Source organism: Bacillus sp. JZ105 (assembly GCF_053903125.1).
Genome location: NZ_CP096387.1, coordinates 278042 through 299962, shown reverse-complemented (window position 1 = coordinate 299962; position 21921 = coordinate 278042). Strand labels below are relative to the sequence as shown.

Below are 21921 nucleotides of genomic sequence, written 5' to 3'. Positions count from 1 at the left end.
ATAACCGTAACATAAGCGTTATGATGCGAACAATCTTTAGAATTCGCTTATTTCCCCACAATATGTATGAATTCCATATAGAGGTCTGGTCATTAGAGTTTATACGCCGTATTACTCTTAAATCCTATAGAATGCTTCATAAACTACATATTTTACGGGGTATTTCCTCTCACCAGACAATATTTTACTGGAAATTCCTAATTGTGCTAAAAAATAAGTCGAATCCTCGTCATAGCGGTTTTTTGAATTACGGGCGAACCATTCCCCTGAACAAGATTTACCCGAAAATGGTCACATAAAAACACTTTTTTCTTAAATTTTATTTAAATTCATACAAAAACTGTCTGCAACTTTAGTTACAGACAGCTTGTTTTTTTAGGACTCTAGGGCAGCCCGCTTAATATTATCTTGAAGCTCAAGCATACGTTTTGTTCCATCTTCACGTAAACGCTTGTTCTCTTCTTCGATCTGTTTCGTCTCTTTCATCCCTTGTACAATTGTATTAAAGGAAGATTCAATCGTTTCAATATCGATGCTTGGACGGCCAGATAATTTGGCAATCTCCACACTTTGACTTGAAATGTTTTCAGCATTTCGTTTCAGCATTTCATTTGTTCTTCTATCCAGCTCACTCATAGAATCAGCCACAAGCTTTTGTCTCTTCGCTGTAACAGCTTGAATGATCCCATTTTTGAAAATTGGAATCGTGATGATGAAGGCAGAGTTGATTTTACCGATTAATTTCGTATTCCCACGCTGAAGCAAACGGATTTGCGGTGCCGTTTGAAGCGCAACCATCCGTGCCATATCAAGGTCATACACACGCTCTTCAAGCGCTTGAATGCCATTACGGAGCGTATCAAGCTCCATCTGTGCCAGCTGGTTTCCACTAGCTGCTTTTTCTTCATATGAAGGAACCAATTGCTGTAATTCTTCGATTTTCATTTGACCGGCTACGACATACTTTTCCAGCTCCAAATAGTATTGAATGTTATGCTCATACATTTCTTCAAGCGTCACAGTCGATTTGGTCATTTCATCTTTATATTTACTAATTTCCACATTAATTTTTTCAATTTCTGCACCGAGCGTTTGATATTTACTAAAAATCTTTTCGATCATGCCGCCGCGCTTAAAGATTTTTGACAACAAACCACCCTTCGGTTCGTCAAAATCATTTTTATCAAAGCGATCCATAATCTTGCCAAGCTGCGTCAGCATTGTTCCTGAGTCAGTGACACTTGTTGAACGCATCATGGAAAGGATACGATCAGAGAACTTAGAGATTTCAACGGCCGGCTGTTTTCCGTATTCAAGCAGTTCCAGCTGATTTTTCACATCGATCTGTCTCGCAATATTTTGCACTTCTGGTTCATTCCGAAGCTGAACGCGAATATCGTCTGCCTTCTCAATCGTGATTTCCTCTTTATCAATTGAAATGATGTCATTTCCGTTTGTATTTGTCATAAGCTTTGATCTCCTTATCGGTTTTTAATGGATTGAAATAACTTTCTAACGATGGACGGCTCTTTAAACTCCTGGTTCATGACCATCTCATCAAGCCAATGGGTATCAAATAATTGGTCATCGATATACCGTTCGATACACTGATATCCCGCCGGATGATATACGAAGAGATCCACACCCATTTCATTTAGGAAAATCAGGGCGGCCGCATCAGAACGTGTCAGCTCCCCATTATATTCCGTATGGTATAAAATCACTTTCGGTACGGTTTGTGCGTAATCAAAGGTTTGAATCAGTTCAACGAGGTCCTGGCTTAAATGCAGAACCTGCTTGAATAAATAAATGCGGACGTCTAATTCGGTTTCATTGCCTTCTTTTAATAGCTTCGGATGCTGACAGATTCGAGATATCGACTCTGCAATCGCACGCTGCGTACCTTCATATAGATGAGAAAACTGCCACACATTGCTTTTCATTAATAAGTCAGGATCAATCTCTCCAGCAGAAGAAAGTGCATGCTGATAATGAAATTGATAATTCGATGTCACTTCTTTCGTAAAAGGAAAATGGCGAATGGTCTTCGTCTCTTTCCCTTCCATTAACGTATGGATGCGATCCCAGTATTCACGCTTGTCCCGTGTGACACCCATCATTTTCGCAAAAAGATTCGGAATCTGTATCGTGTCCCGGTCTGCTTTGAAATTCGGGCGGATAAAGGACCGTTCCTTTGCAATTAAAAACAGCTCATCATATGTTGTCTTCAGCGTAATAGAATGAGGAGTATGATCTCTGAATTGCCACGGCTTATACAGCATGGAATCTTCCGTGTGAAGCACCTCTTCAAGTTCTCTTGTCGAGCGGTACGCCACCGTTGATTTCCTCTCTGGCTTTTCAGTAGGGAACGGCTCAAGCTTTGAAGTTCCCGGGTACTGATCAATAAAAGTCAGCTTTTCTTCTGGATCTAATTCGCGGAACGAATCCTTGCCTTCTGGATGAAATAGCACAACATCACAGCCAATCAGCATGACATAGTAAAGAAAATAAAGCTGACTTTTATTCGCCTCTCCATACCAAATGACAGCCGGCATTTTTTCTTCTATATTGACTTCCTTCAGCCATGGACCTAGATGGTTATTTGAAAACTTCACGACATCCAGCAGGACCCGGCGGAAATCAGGATGCTGAAATCCACCCTCGTGGAGCTGCTTGAAATGCTCAAACACCTTGATCAATGAAAGACGGATATGCCGGTTCATCACAGGGTTTGGATGGCGTACAATCAGCTGTTCACCATCTAAAAACGCCACAAAGCGATTCACGGACAATCCCTTTTCTTCTTGGTTAATCAAATGAATGCGCTGCAGCGCTTGAAAATGCTCTGGCTCAATATGACGATTGAGCGTTTCACTTAAAATATGCATGCCGTCTGTTTCGTATAATTCATGTAAATAAATAAAATAATCGGTTGCATCATGCGGAGTTCCAAGGACCCGGGCGGCGAGACGCGGCAAGGACAAGGTATGCTCGTCCTTTACATAACCGTCTCTTTCAGGGAGCGGCTTTTTCAGCACATTTTTCCAGGCTTCCTGCTCCGCCCGTATATGGGTGACATTGATTTCTTTATAACTCACGCCGCTCCTTCCTTTCTCCTATATTTTCTCGAAAGCTACTACTATCATATCATTCAGCCTTCTACTTCTGCTATCGAATCGAAGGCTTTTTTGCGTTCATCATCTGCTTGATGACACAAGCAGTGATTTCATCCGCTGCGGCCATGCCAAATGCTGCTGTCGGCTCAAGTTCTGGGTCAAAGTCGAGAACTTCTCCATGTCTTGGGGCAAAGCCCATATCTGATTGACGAATGAGCCCCGCATCTAACAGAGAATCTCCCGCACCATAGACGTATTCAAGCTGCAGCCTATCCTTTAGAAAAGCAACAGCATCCCACTTATTAAGCGGCTGTGGAATAAAATAAAGCTTTCGTCCCTGAAGAGAAACCTGCCATCCTCTCTCCTCACCCCACAGCTTCAATTCAGTAAGCGGAATGTGAGATAGATACTCCTCTTTCATAATCAAATAAAGGAATCTTCCCTCTGCTGTACGGGTACGCTTCACCCATGCCGCAACTGGAAGTTCCGAGATCGCCCTCAGCATCTCTCTGACTGGCATACACTCCCTGAGCCTCTCATCAACAATGGCCTGCCAATCCTCAAGCGGCTTGCCATGATGAAGAATACAGCCCCCGTTTGTTGTGACAGCATACTCCGGTTTAAGCTCTTGCTCAAAGAAGGTGATTCGTTCATACTGTGCAGTTGTTCTTGTCGTCACTGGAATGAACCAGCCTGATTGATGAATCGTCTGCAAAGATTTTTTCGTTTCAACAGACATATAGGAAAGCGGCCGTTCGTCCAGCACCTCAACTAAATCATACTCTCCTTCATACGCATACTGGTCAAGCACGCGATGTGAGTACATCATCGTCCGGTCTAAATCACTGGCAAATGCAAATCTCTTCATGACGTATGCTCCAGCGGACGAATTAATCCACAGCACGTGTAGGACATATTGGCATATTCAATGACAGGAACACCTCTGTCCTCTGCCAAAAGCAAAATATGCTTCAGCTTCTCCTGAGATCCAGGCTGAATCAAGATTTTCCACGGGATTCTTCTAAGCAGCACGCGGGTCGTCTCACCAACTCCCGGCTTAATCAAGTGGGTATTTTCAATTTGAAACTCCTGACCGATTGCTTCAATGGATGCCATTCCCCGCCAATCTGCCGGCGTCCCCTGCGTAAGTATGGTTTCTGCTTTCTCCTGTACATTTGGTCCGAGGCTGGAAAATGCATCTTCAATCGTATCCACATACAAATTGGACACATCCTCATCAACCAGCTCTTTATAATACTTGGCCCCATGGAAATCATCGGCATTGATCCAGCGGTTGTTTAATACCGTACGACTGACAAGCCCGGATACCGTTGAATTCAGGCAGGCACTTGGAATGAGAAAGTCCTCTCTCGTTCCGTATACATGTGTACAATAGCCGGGGTCTGCCAGCACAGCCAGCTCGCTCGAGAGACGTACACCATACTTTTTTTCAAAATCAAGAACAGCTTTTTGGAGCTCTCTCGAAATCGCACCTTTTCCAGTCCATCCATCGATAAAAGCAATTTCAAAACCTGGATGTTCTTTCAGCATATAATGCAGTGCATTCTCGTCTATTCCGCGGTCGCGAATAATAGAGATGCTGTAATGAGGCAGATCGACACCATATGTCTTTCGAATATATCGTTTGATCAGCACCCCGATCGGTGTCCCTGCACGCGCCAAGCTGCAAAGTACGGTTTGGAAGCCTCGTTTTTTCACAATCTGTTCTGCTACAACAGCTACTGCTTCTGCTACCTTTTCCTTACTTTCTTCAAGAGATTGATAGAATAAAGTCATATAAGATGCCGTTGGTTTGTACTCAATTGGCAGCATTTCTGAATAATGCGCACCACTCTGAATCGAACGCTCCCGCTCCTCTGTACTTTTCTCCATCTCAATAGAGGATAAATCTTTGAGTAAGAAGGTTACATCCTGCTCTGGATAGCTCCCCATCTTTGTATACACATTAGCCATTCACCTTCACCTCGTCTGATAAAGTCACAATATGCACATGCTTCACATGCCGCTCAGCAAATAAGTGAACAAGCGGAAGCAATGCCTCCTGAGAAACCTTTTTCTCAAAAAAGAGAAATACATCATCATATTCACCTTTTGGAATGTTGTACACGTAATGCTGAATTCGGGCATCCTCTGGATTCATAAAGGTAAACCCATTTCGGACAGCGTATCCATCCTTTTCGACTGGGTGAATAGGGCTTCTCGTTGTTGAATGAAAGAGAACACCTTCCCCCATGTGTGCAGACAGTCTCATCGGCACATACATCAGCTCACCTGTCCCTAAGCAGAGTGTTTGTTTTCCTTTGCGTTCCTGCCGCAGCCTCAATCCCGCTTCAGCAGCTGCTTGGTCGAGCGCTTCCGTATCTGCTGCATTTAAACCAAAACGGCCTGTTTCATGTATATATGGCGAATGACCAGCCGAATTTGCTGCATGAGAAAGGGAATACGGCACTTGCTTAAAGAAAGATTGAAGAGAATGAAAAGAGAGACTTGGCTGCTTCTCTTGCTCCGCAATCTCATACGAATAAGCTGGCTCATCGAGCGTTTTACCTCGAAAAACCATCTGCCCTCTTAATAAAGACAATGATGTGATGTGGATTCCAAGCTCCTCTTCAAGCTGGCTCATGGCTTTCTCATGCTCCTCCGTCCGCCAGTCCAAAATGGAAAGAATGGTATAAGAATGCCTTGGGTACTTTGCATGAAGGTCACGAATGATGTTGATATTGGTACGGCCTGTCGTGACTTCATCATCTACTAACACGATGGGGCGGTCTGTACGAAGGAATGCTTCGTCTGCATAACAAAGCTGATCTGTTGCATGCGAATGTTCTTCTTCAAATACCAATGACGGGTCAAGATCCAGCAGCTGTTCACGTGTCGTATGAATGTAAGATGCACCTTCTATCACATCATACACACCATGTCCAAGGGCTGTTGCCGTTTCCGCAAAGCCGATGACGACTGGCTCATTGCCTGCTGAAAGCTTTTCTTCTTTGAGTGTTTCATAGGCTGCCGTTAACACCGTGTGATCATCCGTCTTGAGTGCCTCTACAATAAGATCTTGGTGCGGGGGCGTCTTTCCCGTTTGTTCTTTGGCATATGCCATCGCTAAAAGACCCGAGACAAGGAGCGGTTTTACTGGATGAACAGGAATATGCTTTCCAAGCACCTTACTAACGAATAAAAAGGCTCTTTTTTTGTTCACCCTTGCCGCCATCTCAAAAAGATGCTCTTTTTCCAGCTGGAGCGCACCTTCTTTGAGGTCGAGCTCAACCTCCATATGTTCCAAGATGTTCAGCGTATGCCGCTTCTGATTCTGTGAGTATGTCGATATAGCTTCTATTTTCATGAAACACCCCGTAAATGTCTGACTTAATTAAAATGTGCTCTGCCCACCTGTAATGCGGCTTCGTTTCATTCATCTTATTAGAGAAAGCACTCTTCATCACGCCAACTGTGCCGTCGGCATGTTCCAAAATGCTTAATGCATCCAAGTACTCTTCCTTTGTCACAACGTACATGCTTTGCACTGGCTTGAGATGTGTTGGATGGATCACTGTCTTTCCATGTATGCCGTTGGCTACATCGAGTCTTGTCTCCTTGAGTAAACCTTGTACGTCATCGAATTCAGATAAGGACAGCTCACCGCCCTTAGAAAGCGCACGAATGAACGGTTTTTGTTCCTTTCGTGCAGGGCCAAAATGCTCCCATACAGCACCTGAAACAACAAAGGAACGGCCAAAATAATTGATAATATCTGTAATCAAATCAGCAATCAATCTGATTTCATAGATGGTGGTGTCGCGATCACGGCGAATGCCATATAAGCCGCAAAGATCCGTTGCCCCAATACGAATATTCAAGATATATTCTTCATCATTCAGCATGATCTGCTTTAACTCAGACAACACCTTATATCTTGTTTCTTTTTCTAATAAATCGGGTGTTTCCAAAATGGGCATACCGTACAGCGTTGTCTTCGTTTGTGCGGACGCCTGTTTCAAGCTGTCCAAATAATCCTTCGCATTATGAATAGAACACTTTGGAAAGACAAAGCCCGTCAATAAACGAAGAGATGGACCAAGCAAATCTGCCATTTTGAGCAGCTGCTCCGGCGAACGAACCCGGATAAATAAAAGCGGCATTTGTTCAGCCGTTTCAGGTGTATGCGTTAATTTGTCCGACAGTTTGGCGAGTTGTACTACTAGATTCTGTTCAGCCATTTCCACTTCTTGATCACCGATGGCATCCTCTAAACAAAATACAACAGAGCAAAGCGCTTCATATTTCTGCGACAGCAGCATGTCTGCTATATCCTGTCTTGTCGCAGGCATATACAAAGTAGCACCTAATGCATGCGCAAGTACGTGCCTTGGCGTCATCAAATGCATCGCCCCCGGCCGTTTGAAAAAAATATCGTGCTGCCGCGCCTCTGATAAAAACTGAAAATACCGCATGCTGTGCCACCTCCTGTTGTTGAGAGAAAATCGAACAAATGACTTGATGATTCAAAAAAGGATGGAGCCGCTAATCAACTCCATTCCTTTTTGATCGTCCTATTCTTCTTTTGAAGCCGCAGCTTCGTTTGTCACTTCTTGATGTTTCTTCTTATTGATTTTATGAACAATAAACGTTCCGATAAATGCTAGGATAATAATCGCAAAGAATACAAGATGCGGGATTTCAATGTGAGCAGCACTCAAGCCCATTTTGATCGCAATGATCCCGATGAGAATAAACGCTGTATTCTCGAGCTCTGGGATACGGTCAATGAGAACAAGGAATAACTGCGCGACTGTACGCATCATGAGAATTCCAAGCATTCCGCCTAAAAGTAGAATCCATACTTCCTCAGATACAGCGAATGCTGCAAGAATACTGTCAACCGAGAAGGCAAGGTCCATAATTTCAACAGAAATAACGGTAGCCCAGAACACACCAAAGACACGAACCATCCAGCCTTCTTTTTTCAATTCCTTCGCTTCATCATCGCCGTCACCTAACCAGAAGTGCTTAATAACAAGCCATGCTAAGTAAGCAGCTCCGAGGACCTTAATCCACCAGAATTTAATAAGCAGCATCCCTATGCCAATGAATAGAAAACGGAAGAAATAAGCGCCAATTAATCCGTAGGTTAATGCTTTTTTACGCTGCTTTTCCGGTAAATGTTTCACCATCACAGCTAATACAAGTGCGTTATCTGCTGATAACAATCCTTCAAGCACGACAAGCGTCCCAATAAGCCCCCAAGAGACAGGGTCTGTTAATACCTCTCCCCACATATGCCAATCAAAAAACGAGGCATATGTATCCAACATATGTTTCAAAATGTCCAACTGGTTTTCCTCCTATAAGTGTAGAAGCATCAGCAGGCTTTCGCCTGCTGCTATTCTTGATCGCTGTTTCTTTCTCACTTAGGAAAAGGCCCTCATATGAGCTTTTGACAGCACCTCTTGAACTGATTTGTGTCTCTTATTTACACTTCTAATCCATAATTTTGACAAAGAGCTGCAAGTCCGCCAGAGAATCCGCTTCCGATCGCGTTAAACTTCCAATCACTACCGTGCCGGTACAATTCACATACCACAACAGCTGTTTCAATTGAGAAGTCTTCGCCTAAATCGAAACGAATCAATTCTTCCCCGCCCTCTTCATTTACAACACGAACAAATGCATTAGAGACTTGTCCAAAATTCTGGCTGCGCGCCTCTGCATCATGGATCGTAACTGTAATTCCGATACGATCAATGTTAGCAGGAATTTTTGAGAAATCAACGAGAATTTGCTCGTCATCTCCATCTCCTTCACCCGTACGGTTATCACCTGTATGAGTGACACTGCCGCTCGGATGCTGAAGGTTATTATAGAACACAAAATCTGTATCTTGCTGACAACGATTGTTTGCATCCACCAAGAAAGCCGAAGCGTCCAAATCAAATTCGGCTCCGCCAGAATATTTATTCGTATCCCAGCCAAGACCGATCATCACTTTCGTCAGCCCTGGGTTGGTTTTGGTTAAATCGACACGTTGTCCTTTTGAAAGCTGAATCGCCATATTCTTATCTCTCCTGTCTTTGAAAATAGGAAGTTATCGTTATCCGATATCTAAGCCAAAGTCCGTTGCAATGCGGGCAAGACCGCCTTGATAGCCTGATCCGACCGCTGAGAATTTCCATTCCCCGCCATGACGGTATAATTCTCCTACAATAATGGCTGTCTCAATTGAGAAATCCTCTGCCAAATCGTAGCGAATGAGTTCTTCATTCGATGCTGCATTTAAAATACGTACATATGCGTTAGACACTTGTCCGAAATTTTGACTGCGCGCTTCTGCATCATGAATTGTAATGACAAATGAAATCTTCTCAATACTTGCCGGTACAGCTGCAAGGTCAACATTGACCTGCTCGTCATCTCCGTCCCCTTCGCCAGTGCGGTTATCGCCTGTATGTACGACACTGCCGCCTCCGCCAGTTGTTTGATTGTAAAAGACAAAGTCAGATGGAGAGCTTGCTTTACCTGCCGCATCTAAAAGGAATACACTTGCGTCTAGATCAAAGTCATGTCCGCCGTCATACTTATTGACGTCCCAGCCAAGACCGACGACTACTTTTGTTAAACCCGGATTCGTTTTTGTTAAATCAATTTTTTGACCTTTCGCTAAAGAAATTCCCACTAGGAACCTCTCCCTTCTGTTTAAATATAGTTTCTCGTAATATCGGCAAGCTTCGCGTCATTTGTACCATTTCCAAGCGCCGCAAACTTCCACTCATTCTCGTGGCGATAAAGTTCCCCGACGATTAACGAAGTTTTTCCTGCGTAGTCATCTTTTAAATTATATTTCACTAATTCTTGATTGTTTGAACGATCAACGATGCGAATGTAAGCATTTTGAATCATACCAAAGTGTTGGTTTCTTCTAAGGGCATCATAAATGTTGACGACAAACACCAATTTATTCACATTACCCGGCACCTTGTTCAAGTTGACGAGGACTTGTTCATCATCTCCGTCTCCTTCACCAGTCAGGTTGTCACCTGTATGCTCCACACTGCCGCATTTGCTTTTTAGGTTGCCAAAATAAATCAAATCTTTATTTTCCGTAAACTTATCATTTTTCAGCATGAGCACTGAAGCATCACAATCAACATCAGCGCCGCCTCCGCCGCCAAACAGCTTTCCTAAAAATCCGCCGCCTTGTGATACAGGGTCCCAGCCAAGTCCAACAAGAATATTCGTCAGCCCTGTTTTCCCTTTTGTTAAATCAATACGTTGACCTTTTTCTAATGTAATCGCCAAATCAATCACTCCTCCAGCATAATAAAAATCTATTTATTAAGCGATGGACCCTATTAAAATCATCATACATGAAAATTCGACAAAATTCATGAAATGACATTGGAGCCTCTTACTCTTTTTTCTATTTACTAGTATATACGATCTATGCTCAAGATAGGTTTCAAACACTTTATATTTTTTTAACGAAAGATGCACATTGAAAATGATTCATGTCGTTAATGAAGTGTTTCATGTGAAACATTGTCGAAAGTTCGCGGTGAACAGCTCTTGCTGAAAAGAAGCGTATTGATGTGGTTTCATATGTTGATATAGAAAAGATCAAAACATGTGATCAAAGGATAAACCCTTTCGTTTCCTTCCATCCATGGATTTCTTTATACTTATATTCAGCATGTTGATGAAAGGATGTTGATGATGCCATCACTTCATATATTAGATCAAGTCGCCATTCCAAAAGGTCAGACAGCGCAGGAGACATTGATTCACACAACGCAGCTGGCTCAGCTGGCTGAAACGCTTGGGTATGAGCGCTATTGGTTCGCTGAACACCACAGCACAAGGGGGCTCGCTAGTACAGCGCCTGAAATATTAATGGCTCATATTGCGGCTCATACATCGACTTTGCGTACCGGATCTGGCGGCATTTTACTTCCTCAGTACAGTCCTTTTAAAGTAGCAGAGATTACGCGGCAGCTTGAAGCCCTTTATCCTGGACGGATTGAGATTGGTGTCGGCAAATCTCCAGGCGGGATCGAAAGGACGAGACTCGCTTTGACGGACGGAGCAAAAAAAGACCTATCTCAGTTTGACCGCCAGCTGAAGGACCTTCTTTTTTACTTATCAGACAGCCTGCCTTCTGGTCATCCGCATGCAGGCGTGAAAGCTGCTCCGTTTGTTGATGCTCATCCGCCGGTTTGGCTGCTTGGGCTGGGAGAAAATAGTGCCATGCAGGCGGCGGAGCTTGGAATCAATTATATTTTTGGCCACTTTATCCATCCTGCACGCGGCACACAAGCATTCGAGACGTATCGATCACGCTTTTCTCCATCTGTCTTTTCCAGACAGCCACAATCTATGTTTGCCGTCTTTGTCATCTGCGGTGAAACAGATGAAGAAGCAGACCGGATCGCCAGCAGTACAGATTTATGGCTGCTGCGTGTTGAAAAAGGACTGGACAGCCGCGTTCCTTCTATAGAAGAAGCAAGCGCCTATCACTACACCACACAGGAAAAGAAAAAAGTGCTGCAAAACCGCCAGCGGATGATTGTCGGCTCGAAGAAAACGGTGAAAGAGCAATTACAGACCTTGATGAACCGCTATCAAACGGATGACATCATGATTCTGAACAATTCCTTTGATCCGATCGAAAAACAACGTTCCTTCAAGCGAATAGCAGAATTATTTTGAAGCCAGCTTTCCAGGCTTCTTTTTTACATTGTCATAAAAAATGGGAAATGTAACATCAAGATGTCAAAATTCTTCCGTCTGTCATCTGATCGCAAATGTGTCTTCTAATCGTTAGCGAACTGTAAACGCATAAGAGGTGTACCTTTTATATAGTAGAGGTACATATTCAATGAACGGTTTACAACGCTGAGAAAGAAGGAGATGACAGACATGAAAAAGAGACTCGATTGGGTTGATGCAGCTAAAGGAATTGGCATTCTGCTCGTGGTCATGGCGCATGTGCCCATTCCAGATTCGCTCAAGCAATTCATTTACTCTTTTCATATGCCGCTTTTCTTTTTACTATCAGGCATGATGTTTCGATCATCCTCATCCCCTGCTTTGTCATTTATTCAGAAAAAAGCCAAAAGCTTACTCTTGCCCTATCTCTATTTCTCCATCATTACGTATGTATTTTGGTTCTCCGTTACCCGTTTTTTCGCATTCAAGGGACAAACGGATATTGATCCTTTCGTTCCGTTTACAGGTATTTTCATATCCAATGCAGATGAAGCAAGACTCACACATAACCCAGCGATTTGGTTTTTAACGACGCTCTTTTTAGTGGAAATTTTATTTTTCTTTATGCATCGTCTTTCTAAAGGAAAACCCGCTGCCGTGATCTTGCTGACTGTTCTTTGCGGAGGTGCTGGATATGCCTCTACCTTGCTTTTAGATCAAAGTCTTCCTTGGAACGCCCATGTCGCCTTGACGGCTGTTGTATTTTATTCGATTGGATTTTTAGCAAAGCAATGGTTTGTGGAATTAAAAACAGATCCAACCCTTCTTTTATGTACGGGTCTGCTTGTGCTGACGGCTTACATGCAAAGCTTTAATTCACGGATCGATATGCGCGTCAACGACTACGGTGATCTCTTTATTTTCTACGCATGTGCTCTGCTCGGTTCAGCTGCCGTGATTTATTTAAGCTTTAAATTGAAAACATCCCCTATTTTGACGTATCTAGGACGTAATTCTATTGTCATTCTTGTCTTGCAGTTTGCCGGTATCGATATCATGAAAGCATTTGTTTTTTATGGACTCGGTATCAATATTGCTGATACAGCACAGCTCTCTTGGACACTTTTTTATACGATTGGCACATTGCTGCTCATGGTGCCATGTATCTCCTTCCTGAGCAAATACCCGATGCTGCTCGGCAAACCAGCCAAAGCCGCTCAACGCTACGAACAAAAAACATCCGCCGGATGAACAGGCGGATGTTTTTTGGATTAATCATTGATTTGAGAAGGATAAAGTGTCATTCCACCATCTACAAATAAGGTGGTGCCTGTGATATACGCCGCTTCCTTAGAAACGAGGAATGCAGCAGCGGCCCCAATCTCCTTCGGTTCACCAAAGGTTCTCATCGGAATTTTCTCAAGCTGCTTTTGTTTTTTCAATTCATCCTGTAAATCATCATTCGATTCGGTTGCCATGGTACCCGGCGCAATCGCGTTGATTCGAATACCTGCTTCGGCATAATCAAGAGCCAGCGTCTTCGTCATCATATTCATTCCGCCCTTTGAAGTGGAATAATGAACATTAAACGGGCGCGGAATTTCCTGATGGACACTGGAAATATTTAAAATCGATCCTTTGATGTCATGCTCCATCATATAGGCGAGCGCAGCCTTTGCGCCTAAAAATGCACCTGTTATGTTGACATCGATGACGTTTTGCCATTGCTCCAGCGTCATCTCATGCGGCAGCGCTTCTTCGCCGTTGAAGCCTGAATTATTGACGAATACATCTACTGTACCGAAATGCTCCAGTGCTGTATCCATGATGGCTTGGATGCCTTCCTCTTTGGAGACATCTGCGTGTACTTTCACCGCCCCACCTCCGTGCTTCTGAATGGCTTGTACGGTCTCTTCAGCTCCATCTTCATCGCCTTTATAGTTCACAACCACATTCATTTCCTCTTGTCCAAACCGCAATGCGATCGCTTGTCCAATTCCTTTTGAAGAGCCTGTGACAATGGCTGTTTTCCCTTTTAAATCTTGATACATCTTCATTTCCTCCATTCACGTGCTTCATCTTGCTGATACACAATGGTTACCCATTTTGGAAAAAACAAAAACACAACCCTCTGCATTTGTACTCGAAGAGGGTTGTGCGTTTCATCAAGCTAAAAGGTGTTATAAACATTTTCACACGTTTCGGCAGTTGGCTGATAAAAGCAATGTGACTTATACCTTGCCACAAACGGCTGATTGTACCAAGTCGCCGGACAATCGCCAGGCGGTTTAAAATACCAAAGGCTGAATTTTGCCGGCCAAAAACGTTCTCCGTTAATATTTCTCCGCGCAAGTGTTTTTTCCGTTTCTCGTGCTCGCTGATAGAAGTAACCATGCGTGACCGCTTCGAATGCATGCTCCTGATAAATCATTTGTGGAATCGTACGCAACCCTTTAAAGTCAGAGCAGTTGGCACGCAAACGATTGATGCCCACGTTTCCTACGAGCAGCATCCCTCGCCTCCCTTCACCTTCTGCCTCCGCTCTCAGCAGTCTGGCCATTAAATCAATATCAGAGCTTGTCGCTCTTACCACTGCCATACATCCACCTCCTGTTCGTTTCTCTTTTATTTTATGTAGCGTTTCTGTGTAGATGACTGCCATTTTGACATGAAAAAGCACGTTCAGTGTCGGCAGCCTGTCTAAAATTGCTGGACATGTGTCTCGCTGCCAACAACACTCAAACCAAGTGACCATATACATATCAGGAAGAAATATTCATTACTATATACTCATTTACAAGTCATAAAAATCCTTCTAATTGCGACATCATCTTCAAAAACAGTCATTTGAACCTATTCAATAATCCGACTCAAAACCTTAAAATATAAAATGTTGAGTTTCTACAGGAGATATCAAATAATAAATTACAAGTTTCTCCTCTCAACTTAGTGTCATTTTTACTACTTGAAGCCAATCAACCTCGGAAACGCACTGAGGTATTGACAGTACTTTCGCTTCATTCTACAGTAAAAAACATACAGTATTTTTCTTTTTGTGCAAAAAGAATGATATGAACTACAGCTTTTCAATGAAATTCACCATAAACCCGAGGAGGAAAACACGCCATGTTTAAAAAGAAATTATCCCTGTTTCTTCTGATCTTGTGTGTCACTGTTGTCGCTGCTGCTTGTAGTGGTGGAAAAGACAAAACAGCTGCGAAAGAAAACGATACCAAAAAATCTCTTGATGCAGCAGAGGTAAAGGTAGAAAGTGCTGAGTACACATTACCACCTCAATACGATACATCTGTACAGGATGATCAGTATGTACTAAAAGTGAATGTATCTGTAAAAAATATCAGCAAAGAGCCTCTCAATGTTGATAAAAGCAACTTCACGCTTTACCAAGATGACGCACAGGTATCTACAATCTCTCCAGATGACTACAACGAAGTATTATCATCAAGCTCTTTAAATGCAGACAAAGTGACAAAAGGCGGTCTTTTCTTTGTTGTTGACAAAGACAAGGACTATCAGCTTGTTTACACAGAGCCAGGCAGTGGATCGAAAAAAGATGACAAAACACTAGAATTCGATATTAAAGGAAAAGACTTAATGAAAAAAGCAGATACACTACAAGCATCTGCAAAAGCTCTTTCTTCTTATATTGATGTAATGATTTTTGGTAAGAAAAACGATGATTTCGAAAAACTAACAGGTGATAACAAATCAACTGTTGTGAACGAATTTGATAAATCATTCAAACAAGGTTACATCACTTCTTCAGGTATTTCTTCTAGCTCAGCGAAGGATGAAAACCTTGATAAGCTACTGAAAGCTGTGAAAGAAACATTAGCTGAAAAATCAAAAGTTTCAACAAAAACAAAATCCATCAGTGGTGATAAAGCTGTCGTGACTGTGACGCTTACACCAATCGATGCAAGTCCGCTTGTCGATCGTTTGAAAGAGAAAGCAACTGAGTTCTACAGCAAAAACCGTTCAGCTTCTTACGATGAAGCGCAAAAATACTTACTATCAATTTACCCAGATGAGTTTAAAAAATTAGGACCATCATCTTCTGAAGAAACAGTAGAAGTCAACATGAAGAAAAATGATATCGACCAATGGAAACTTGATTTGAACGATTACAAAACAAGCTCATTAGTTGAGAAATTCATCAAGAACTAAAGGAAAACCCCCGATCCCGGGGGTTTTTTCTTAATTTATTTCGGTTGTTTCCTATATTTGATTCCGAAATACAGAGAAGAAAGCAAGAAAATCGACAACCACACCCACTGAATGTCCACCATAAATATAGTAACGGCTGCTACTATTAATATAGTGAGGTCCAGCTTTTTTTCATAACGAGAATATTTCATGAAGAAGAATTCCCCTTTTCAGCTTCATATTCTTTCATGATCTCGATTGGATCAACCGCATCTTCCTCTTGTGCGTATTCCTCTACATAAGGAGTTGTTAATTTTTCAAACCTTTGCTCATCGTCTACTAAAGCAATATAGACATCATATCCCTCATAATCAGAAGGGAATAACGTTGCAGTAGAACTACCGGTTTCTAAAGCCTTGTCTATTGCATTTTTTAATTCTAATAAACCTACCCTGTTTCCCAAAATAAAGGCTTCAAAATGATGTGTTTGCTGAGCATATATATTACATAGTCCTAACACATCATCGTCATCTGTTTGATAAGACATACCCGAACTCCTCCCTTTGGTAAAATTAGGATAATTATAACATTTCCTCTTTCATAAACAAGCTTCTGACGATGACAAACAGGATGACGACTGCCAAGGCTGAGGAGCCGAGTGTCAGGGTGATGGACATTGGATCGATGATACCAAACATCAATTGCTTACACAGCGCATGAATATTGAGGAATGGGATGGCAAAGTAATACGTATCTAGCTGCGCAGCACCTGCTCTCATGGTAAAGAACATTGGGATCACACCTAATGTAATGATCATGGACATGTACGACTGCGCTTCTTTGACTGAGCCTGACATCACGCTGAGCAGCAATTCAATCATGGATACCATGAAGGAGAAGATGATGAGCGCCGCAAACATGACGGCGATAATACTCCACATTTGATCACCAAAGTTCAGAGCTTGCTTCAGCTTTTCTGTAAAGAGCAAAGTGGATAGGAGCAGCATGCCGATCGCCACAATCCCACTTAAAATCCCGAACATGGAGACAGCAAGCCATTTTCCGATGAGAATCTGGAGTCTGCTCGCAGGTGTCAGGAACAACGCTTCAATGGATTTTCGGTCTTTTTCACCCGCTACAATATCAAGCGCAGCCGGTAAAGCTCCTGAGATCACGGAGGTCACTAAAATCATTGGAAGGAGAATCGACAACAGCATAGTGGTCACTCCATTTTCCCCTTCATCACCTTCTTCTACATCAACGGACTGCACTTCAAACGGATGAATAACGGACGTATCGATTTGATCGGCTGCTAAACGCTTCTCGACCACCTGGTTTTGATACTGCTCCAGCAATGATTGCAGCATTTGAACCGTGATCACCGAATCATCATCTGTCGTATATCCATGAATTTTAATGGCGAATGGCTTTTGATGCTTGAGCATATCGCCAGCCTCTTTCGGCATTTCCAGGTAAGCATTTGCCTCCCCATCCTTGACGGCCTGCTGCGGATCATCAAATGTTTCAAGGTTTAGGTTTTTGACCTCTTTGATCATTTGGTTCATTTCGGCTGGAAGCTGGTCATTAATGGCGACTGTATAGGCTTTATCCCCTGGATCTGCAATCATGCTTTCATAAAAGAACACCAGCCCAAGCATGGTCAAAAGAGGAATCAGTACGGTTAAGAGCAGCGTTTTTCGATCCCTTAGCGCATCTGTCATTTCTTTCAAAAAGACGGTTTTCCACATTATGAAATCCCCCTAGCGAGCTTCGACATAAAGATATAGTTCAAGTCTTCACTTTGTTCCTGTGCATATAATTCTGGAAGTGTCCCTTTGTAAACAAGCTCTCCTTGATGAATCATCATGACACTGTCACAAAGCTGGCTGACTTCTTCCATGATGTGGCTTGAAAAGAGGATCGTTTTATTTTGCTGCTTGAGCTGATGGATAAAATCTCTGAAAATATTACTCGACGTGATATCTAAGCCTGTTGTCGGCTCATCAAATAAAATAATGTCAGGATCATGAATTAACGTTCTGGCAATCGCCACCTTTTGTTTCATTCCTCTTGAGAATCCTTTCACCTTGCGATCCATGTATTGTCTCATCCCAAAACGCTTTGCCAAATCCTCTATTCTTGCTTTGATTTCATGCTGATCTAAGCCATACAATTTGCCAAAGTATTCAAGGTTTTCTCGTGCCGTCAAACGGTCGTAAAGCCCCGTCTCTCCGCCAAACAAGACACCAATTCGCTTTTTCACTTCTGTTGCTTCTTTCACCGTATCAAAGCCTGCGACAGTGACTGATCCGTGCGTAGGCTCTAATAATGTGGCTACGGCGCGCAATAATGTTGTTTTTCCTGCACCATTTTCTCCTAGAATGCCAACGACTTCCCCTTCCTTCACGGAGAACGTCATGTGTTTCATCGCTTTCACGACTTTTTTCTTATCTTTAAACCAGCAGCTGCAATCGCTGAGAGTAATCATGTGGTTCGCCCCTTTCAACTTTCTAAGTCTATGATAGAAAAAATAACGCTTGCCTGATATAAAAATGTCGCGAAACGTCCTTTTTCTGTCTTGAAATGATCTATTTCAAAAAAACAAATGGTAAAATAGACAAATAATAAGAATAGTCATAGGTGATTTTTATGATAAAAGTAGGTCTCGTCGACGATTACCGAGTAGATTTAGAAAAGCTGCACGCCATTGTAGGCAGGATGGAGACTGTGGACATCGTCTTTGTCACGCAGTCAGCAGAGGATGCATATGTGAAGGTCAAACAAGGAGACATTGATCTGTTGTTCGCCGACATTGAAATGCCTGGAATGTCCGGCTATGAATTAGCGGACCTCATTCACTCTCACGCTCTGAATGTCGATGTGGTCTTTGTGACAGGAAACAGTGGATATGCGGTCCATGCGTTTGATTTGAATGTACATGATTATATTATGAAGCCCTACCAAGCTGATCGAATTGCCAAATGCTTAGAGCGTTATATGTCCACCAAGCAGGAGAAGAGCATTCATGGACGGCTTCTCATTAAACAGCAGTCAGATATTCATGTGCTGCAGAAAAAGGATGTTATTTTTGTTGAGCGAACAGGCAGGTCAACCACTATCGTGACAACGACAGGAGAAATTCAGACCTATCAGACATTAAATGAGCTAAAGGGTGATTTAGCTGAAAAGGATTTTATCCGCTCCCACCGATCGTTTATTATCAATATTCATTACATTAAGAATTTCTCGGCGTATGCTAAAAATTCGTATATCGTGTCTTTTGAAGGTACAGATAAAAAAGCCATGATGACCAAGCAGCAATTAGAATTCTTTAAGAAATACTATTTTTAAGGAGAACAAACGTGAACGCTTTCTATCTTGGATTTCGCATGTATGCTCTCATATGGTTAGGTCTTGCGTTTCATGCAGCTGCTGAAGCCTTTCTGCCGCTTTCATCCATTGTGTTGTGGCTTCTTACCTTTTGTGTGATGTGTGTTTATACATTCTTTATGTACAAAAGATTTTTGCCTTATACGAGTGGTGATGTGATATTAGGCGCTTTTATACTCATTACCTGCACAGGCCTTTTGCTGTTTCTAACGCAACCGAATGAGCTGACCTGTCTTTTGGCGCTCATCATCATGGTGACAGTTGATATCCTCTCATTGAAGGTGATGCAGACAGAGAAACAGTTAAATGGACAGCTTCAAGAGCTCATAAACGCAGAATCAAGAACCAACGAATTACTTCTTGAGCTGCGCAGTAAACATCATGAAACAGCTAGACATTTAAATGCCTTTTCCGCATCGAACGACGAGCATGAAATCATAGATTTGATTCAGCAATACGTCAAACATTTCCCATGGATGAAAGGAGAAAATGCATATTTAGCCTCAACCCTACATCCCTTTTTGGAGCGGGCTGAGAAAGAGGACATTGCACTTTCACTAGATCTTCAAGCACCCTTTTCATCGCTGCCCTTTTCAAAGGCGGATCAGGTTAGTTTTACTGGCAACCTGCTTGATAATGCTCTAGATGCAGCGATTGAAGCGAAGCAAGCCGGAAAAGAGGGCAGTATTTCGGTCACGACCTCTATTCGGAGCGGGCTATTTTTAATCCATTGTGAAAACAGCACAAAAGGTATGGAAAAACACGTGTTAGATCATTTGTTCAAAACTTTTGGCCGCTCGACAAAAGGCGGCGATCATCAAGGCATGGGGACGTATATCATTCAACAGCTTGTTGAAAAGGCAGACGGTACACTTGATTTCACTTACCGTTCTCCAAATTTGCGGCTCGTCATCAAAATCCCTCTCACCATGTCATAAAAAAAGGTGCATAGCTGCACCTTTTTTTAGTGTTAAGAGAAAATCTTATCGATTTGATTGATTTCCTCTTCTGTTAATTGAACATCGTTTGTTTTTAGGTTTTGCAGCACTTGGTCTGCTCGTTTTGCCCCTGGAATAATAGCATCAATGCCATCCTGCGCTAAGAGCCAAGCGAGTGCGACGTGTGCTGTTTCTGCATTCTTTGATTGAGCAATGGCTTTCAGCTTGTCTACTTTTTCGAGATTTGAAAGGAATGCATCGCCTTGGAAAAGCGGGTCCTTTGCTCGAATATCATCAAATGTCGCATCTTTTGTAAATTTCCCAGTCAACAAGCCTGATGCCAATGGGAAATAAGGAATAAAGGAAATACCATGCTCGACGCAGTATGGAAGAAGATCCTGCTCTGCCTGACGTTTCAGCAGAGAATACTCCGATTGAAGCACGTCTAAGTAGCCATCTCGGTTAAAGGCTTGAAGCTGTTCAAAATCAAGGTTTGATGCACCGATTGCCCTGATTTTCCCTTCGTCCTTCAATTCCTTTAATGTGCCTGCTACTTCTTCGAGCGGCGTACGTCCATCTGGGAAATGCATATAGTACAAATCAATATAATCAGTTTGCAGTCGTTTCAGGCTATTTTCAACCTGCTCTCTTAAGAAATCACGGCTGTTATCAAGTTCAATTTGCCCGTTTACTTCCTTATGAGCTCCTTTTGTCGCAAGGACAAGCTTTTCTCTGCCGCCTCTTTTGGCAATGATCTCACCGATTAATTCCTCTGAACGGCCCAGCCCATAAATAAAAGCAGAATCTAAGAAATTAACACCTTGATCAAGAGCCGTCTCCACAAGCTCCCGTCCAGCATCCTCACTAAGATTCGGGAATAAATTATGTCCACCTACTGCATTCGTACCAAGCCCTATCGGATTTACCTGCAAATCAGTTCGTCCAAGCGTTACCTTTTTCAAAAGCTCATCTCCCTTATCTACATAATCATCCTTATTTTCCCACGAATCATTTCCAACATTCAAGTATACCGCTCTCTAAAATCAACCTGCAGGTGGACGCGGCGAAAATAGAAGATGCGTATGATGAAGATAGACTAAAACGAAAAGGAGATCTTGTCATGACCATTCAAATTGTCATCATTATGATTATTCTGCTTTTAAGAACAGGCAAGGAAAAAGAAATCCGCCCCATCAGGCTTCTCATAGGACCGCTCATTTTATTAGGCACACTCTCTTATTCCTTTACCCAGCATATTGAAATCACGGCGATGAGCCTGCTTGCAATGATTGTCTTTGCACTCGCAGGTTTTGCAATCGGGCTATGGAGAGGTAAACTATACAAAGTAACATATGATCAACAGTCGGGGCGTATCACCGCCGCCAGCTCACTTTATGGAACACTTTTTTTCATCGGAATCATCCTTATCCGGATGACAGTAGGTTCAATTGTACAGGATAGCGGTCATTCCCTGATCATTTTCGCAAATGGACTGACATTCCTTCCAATCGGCAGTATGATCGGCTTACGTTTTATTCTTTTAAAAAGATATATGAACATCAAGGCATCTGCTGCTATTAACTGAC

The 21921-nt window shown here is 42.6% G+C and carries 22 protein-coding genes; 6 read left to right on the top strand and 16 right to left on the bottom strand.

Translation table 11 applies throughout. The features are described from left to right. Nucleotides 1-375 precede the first annotated feature (375 nt). The 10 genes from M1D81_RS01630 to M1D81_RS01585 form a co-directional block, all read right to left on the bottom strand. Entirely contained in the window at nt 376-1467 is a 1092-nt protein-coding gene (locus M1D81_RS01630) for a toxic anion resistance protein (RefSeq protein ID WP_456265835.1), read from the bottom strand. A gap of 14 nt (nt 1468-1481) precedes the next feature. After that, nucleotides 1482-3098 carry a YceG family protein gene (locus M1D81_RS01625; RefSeq protein ID WP_456265836.1) on the bottom strand — a complete coding sequence of 539 codons (1617 nt, stop codon included), beginning with the start codon at nt 3096-3098 and terminating at the stop codon, nt 1482-1484. Nucleotides 3099-3168: 70 nt separating this feature from the next. After that, nucleotides 3169-3984, bottom strand: coding sequence for an HAD family hydrolase (locus tag M1D81_RS01620; protein WP_456265837.1), 816 nt, complete (start codon nt 3982-3984; stop codon nt 3169-3171). Then, a complete protein-coding gene (locus tag M1D81_RS01615; protein ID WP_456265838.1) occupies nt 3981-5090 on the bottom strand; it encodes a cysteine protease StiP family protein in 1110 nt (369 codons plus the stop codon). The genes M1D81_RS01620 and M1D81_RS01615 overlap by 4 nt, the downstream gene beginning before the upstream one ends. Further along, nucleotides 5083-6414 (bottom strand): phosphoribosyltransferase family protein, encoded by a 1332-nt coding sequence (locus tag M1D81_RS01610; protein WP_456267172.1) that lies wholly within the window; start codon nt 6412-6414, stop codon nt 5083-5085. Before M1D81_RS01610 ends, M1D81_RS01615 begins: the two co-directional genes overlap by 8 nt. Further along, a complete protein-coding gene (locus M1D81_RS01605; protein ID WP_456265839.1) occupies nt 6404-7591 on the bottom strand; it encodes an HpcH/HpaI aldolase/citrate lyase family protein in 1188 nt (395 codons plus the stop codon). Before M1D81_RS01605 ends, M1D81_RS01610 begins: the two co-directional genes overlap by 11 nt. Nucleotides 7592-7690: 99 nt before the next feature. Next, nucleotides 7691-8470, bottom strand: coding sequence for a TerC family protein (locus M1D81_RS01600; RefSeq protein ID WP_456265840.1), 780 nt, complete (start codon nt 8468-8470; stop codon nt 7691-7693). A 140-nt stretch (nt 8471-8610) separates the two neighbouring features. Next, nucleotides 8611-9189 (bottom strand): TerD family protein, encoded by a 579-nt coding sequence (locus tag M1D81_RS01595; RefSeq protein ID WP_007498343.1) that lies wholly within the window; start codon nt 9187-9189, stop codon nt 8611-8613. Between the two features lie 39 nt (nt 9190-9228). Further along, complete coding sequence (locus M1D81_RS01590; RefSeq protein WP_039176267.1) at nt 9229-9810, bottom strand: TerD family protein; 582 nt, start codon at nt 9808-9810, stop codon at nt 9229-9231. A gap of 20 nt (nt 9811-9830) precedes the next feature. Continuing rightward, a complete protein-coding gene (locus M1D81_RS01585; RefSeq protein ID WP_041106675.1) occupies nt 9831-10433 on the bottom strand; it encodes a TerD family protein in 603 nt (200 codons plus the stop codon). A gap of 414 nt (nt 10434-10847) precedes the next feature. Between M1D81_RS01585 and M1D81_RS01580 the strand changes: the two genes are divergently transcribed. Continuing rightward, nucleotides 10848-11840 carry an LLM class flavin-dependent oxidoreductase gene (locus M1D81_RS01580; RefSeq protein ID WP_456265841.1) on the top strand — a complete coding sequence of 331 codons (993 nt, stop codon included), beginning with the start codon at nt 10848-10850 and terminating at the stop codon, nt 11838-11840. Nucleotides 11841-12050: 210 nt separating this feature from the next. Continuing rightward, nucleotides 12051-13091, top strand: a complete 1041-nt coding sequence (locus tag M1D81_RS01575) for an acyltransferase family protein (RefSeq protein WP_024427226.1) — start codon at nt 12051-12053, stop codon at nt 13089-13091. A gap of 20 nt (nt 13092-13111) precedes the next feature. Here the strand turns inward: M1D81_RS01575 and M1D81_RS01570 are convergent, their stop codons facing one another. Continuing rightward, a complete protein-coding gene (locus M1D81_RS01570) occupies nt 13112-13891 on the bottom strand; it encodes a glucose 1-dehydrogenase (protein ID WP_024427225.1) in 780 nt (259 codons plus the stop codon). Nucleotides 13892-14010: 119 nt separating this feature from the next. Beyond that, nucleotides 14011-14439: a cell wall hydrolase gene (locus tag M1D81_RS01565; RefSeq protein ID WP_024424361.1), complete on the bottom strand. Its 429-nt coding sequence runs from the start codon at nt 14437-14439 to the stop codon at nt 14011-14013. A gap of 527 nt (nt 14440-14966) precedes the next feature. Between M1D81_RS01565 and M1D81_RS01560 the strand changes: the two genes are divergently transcribed. Next, nucleotides 14967-16028, top strand: a complete 1062-nt coding sequence (locus M1D81_RS01560; RefSeq protein ID WP_024424362.1) for a DUF4352 domain-containing protein — start codon at nt 14967-14969, stop codon at nt 16026-16028. A gap of 187 nt (nt 16029-16215) precedes the next feature. Here M1D81_RS01560 and M1D81_RS01555 read toward each other — a convergent pair whose 3' ends face one another. Genes M1D81_RS01555 through M1D81_RS01545 form a run of 3 tightly spaced genes read right to left on the bottom strand, consistent with a single transcriptional unit; the run spans nt 16216 to nt 18495 of the window. Further along, nucleotides 16216-16554, bottom strand: coding sequence for a hypothetical protein (locus M1D81_RS01555; protein ID WP_103132614.1), 339 nt, complete (start codon nt 16552-16554; stop codon nt 16216-16218). Between the two features lie 34 nt (nt 16555-16588). Further along, nucleotides 16589-17755 carry an ABC transporter permease gene (locus M1D81_RS01550; RefSeq protein WP_456265842.1) on the bottom strand — a complete coding sequence of 389 codons (1167 nt, stop codon included), beginning with the start codon at nt 17753-17755 and terminating at the stop codon, nt 16589-16591. Next, the gene (locus M1D81_RS01545; RefSeq protein WP_041116533.1) at nt 17755-18495 is read right to left on the bottom strand and encodes an ATP-binding cassette domain-containing protein; all 741 of its coding nucleotides are present in this window, start codon (nt 18493-18495) and stop codon (nt 17755-17757) included. The genes M1D81_RS01550 and M1D81_RS01545 overlap by 1 nt, the downstream gene beginning before the upstream one ends. A gap of 161 nt (nt 18496-18656) precedes the next feature. On the opposite strand from M1D81_RS01545, the gene M1D81_RS01540 reads away from it, so the two are divergent. Next, a complete protein-coding gene (locus M1D81_RS01540) occupies nt 18657-19358 on the top strand; it encodes a LytR/AlgR family response regulator transcription factor (protein ID WP_456265843.1) in 702 nt (233 codons plus the stop codon). 11 nt (nt 19359-19369) lie between these two features. Continuing rightward, nucleotides 19370-20335: a sensor histidine kinase gene (locus tag M1D81_RS01535; RefSeq protein WP_456265844.1), complete on the top strand. Its 966-nt coding sequence runs from the start codon at nt 19370-19372 to the stop codon at nt 20333-20335. Between the two features lie 32 nt (nt 20336-20367). On the opposite strand, the gene M1D81_RS01530 is transcribed toward M1D81_RS01535, so the two are convergent. Beyond that, nucleotides 20368-21297 carry an aldo/keto reductase gene (locus M1D81_RS01530; protein WP_024424368.1) on the bottom strand — a complete coding sequence of 310 codons (930 nt, stop codon included), beginning with the start codon at nt 21295-21297 and terminating at the stop codon, nt 20368-20370. A 158-nt stretch (nt 21298-21455) separates the two neighbouring features. Here M1D81_RS01530 and M1D81_RS01525 point away from each other — a divergent pair, with 158 nt between their 5' ends. Further along, the gene (locus tag M1D81_RS01525) at nt 21456-21920 is read left to right on the top strand and encodes a DUF1453 domain-containing protein (RefSeq protein WP_456265845.1); all 465 of its coding nucleotides are present in this window, start codon (nt 21456-21458) and stop codon (nt 21918-21920) included. Nucleotide 21921: the final 1 nt, after the last annotated feature.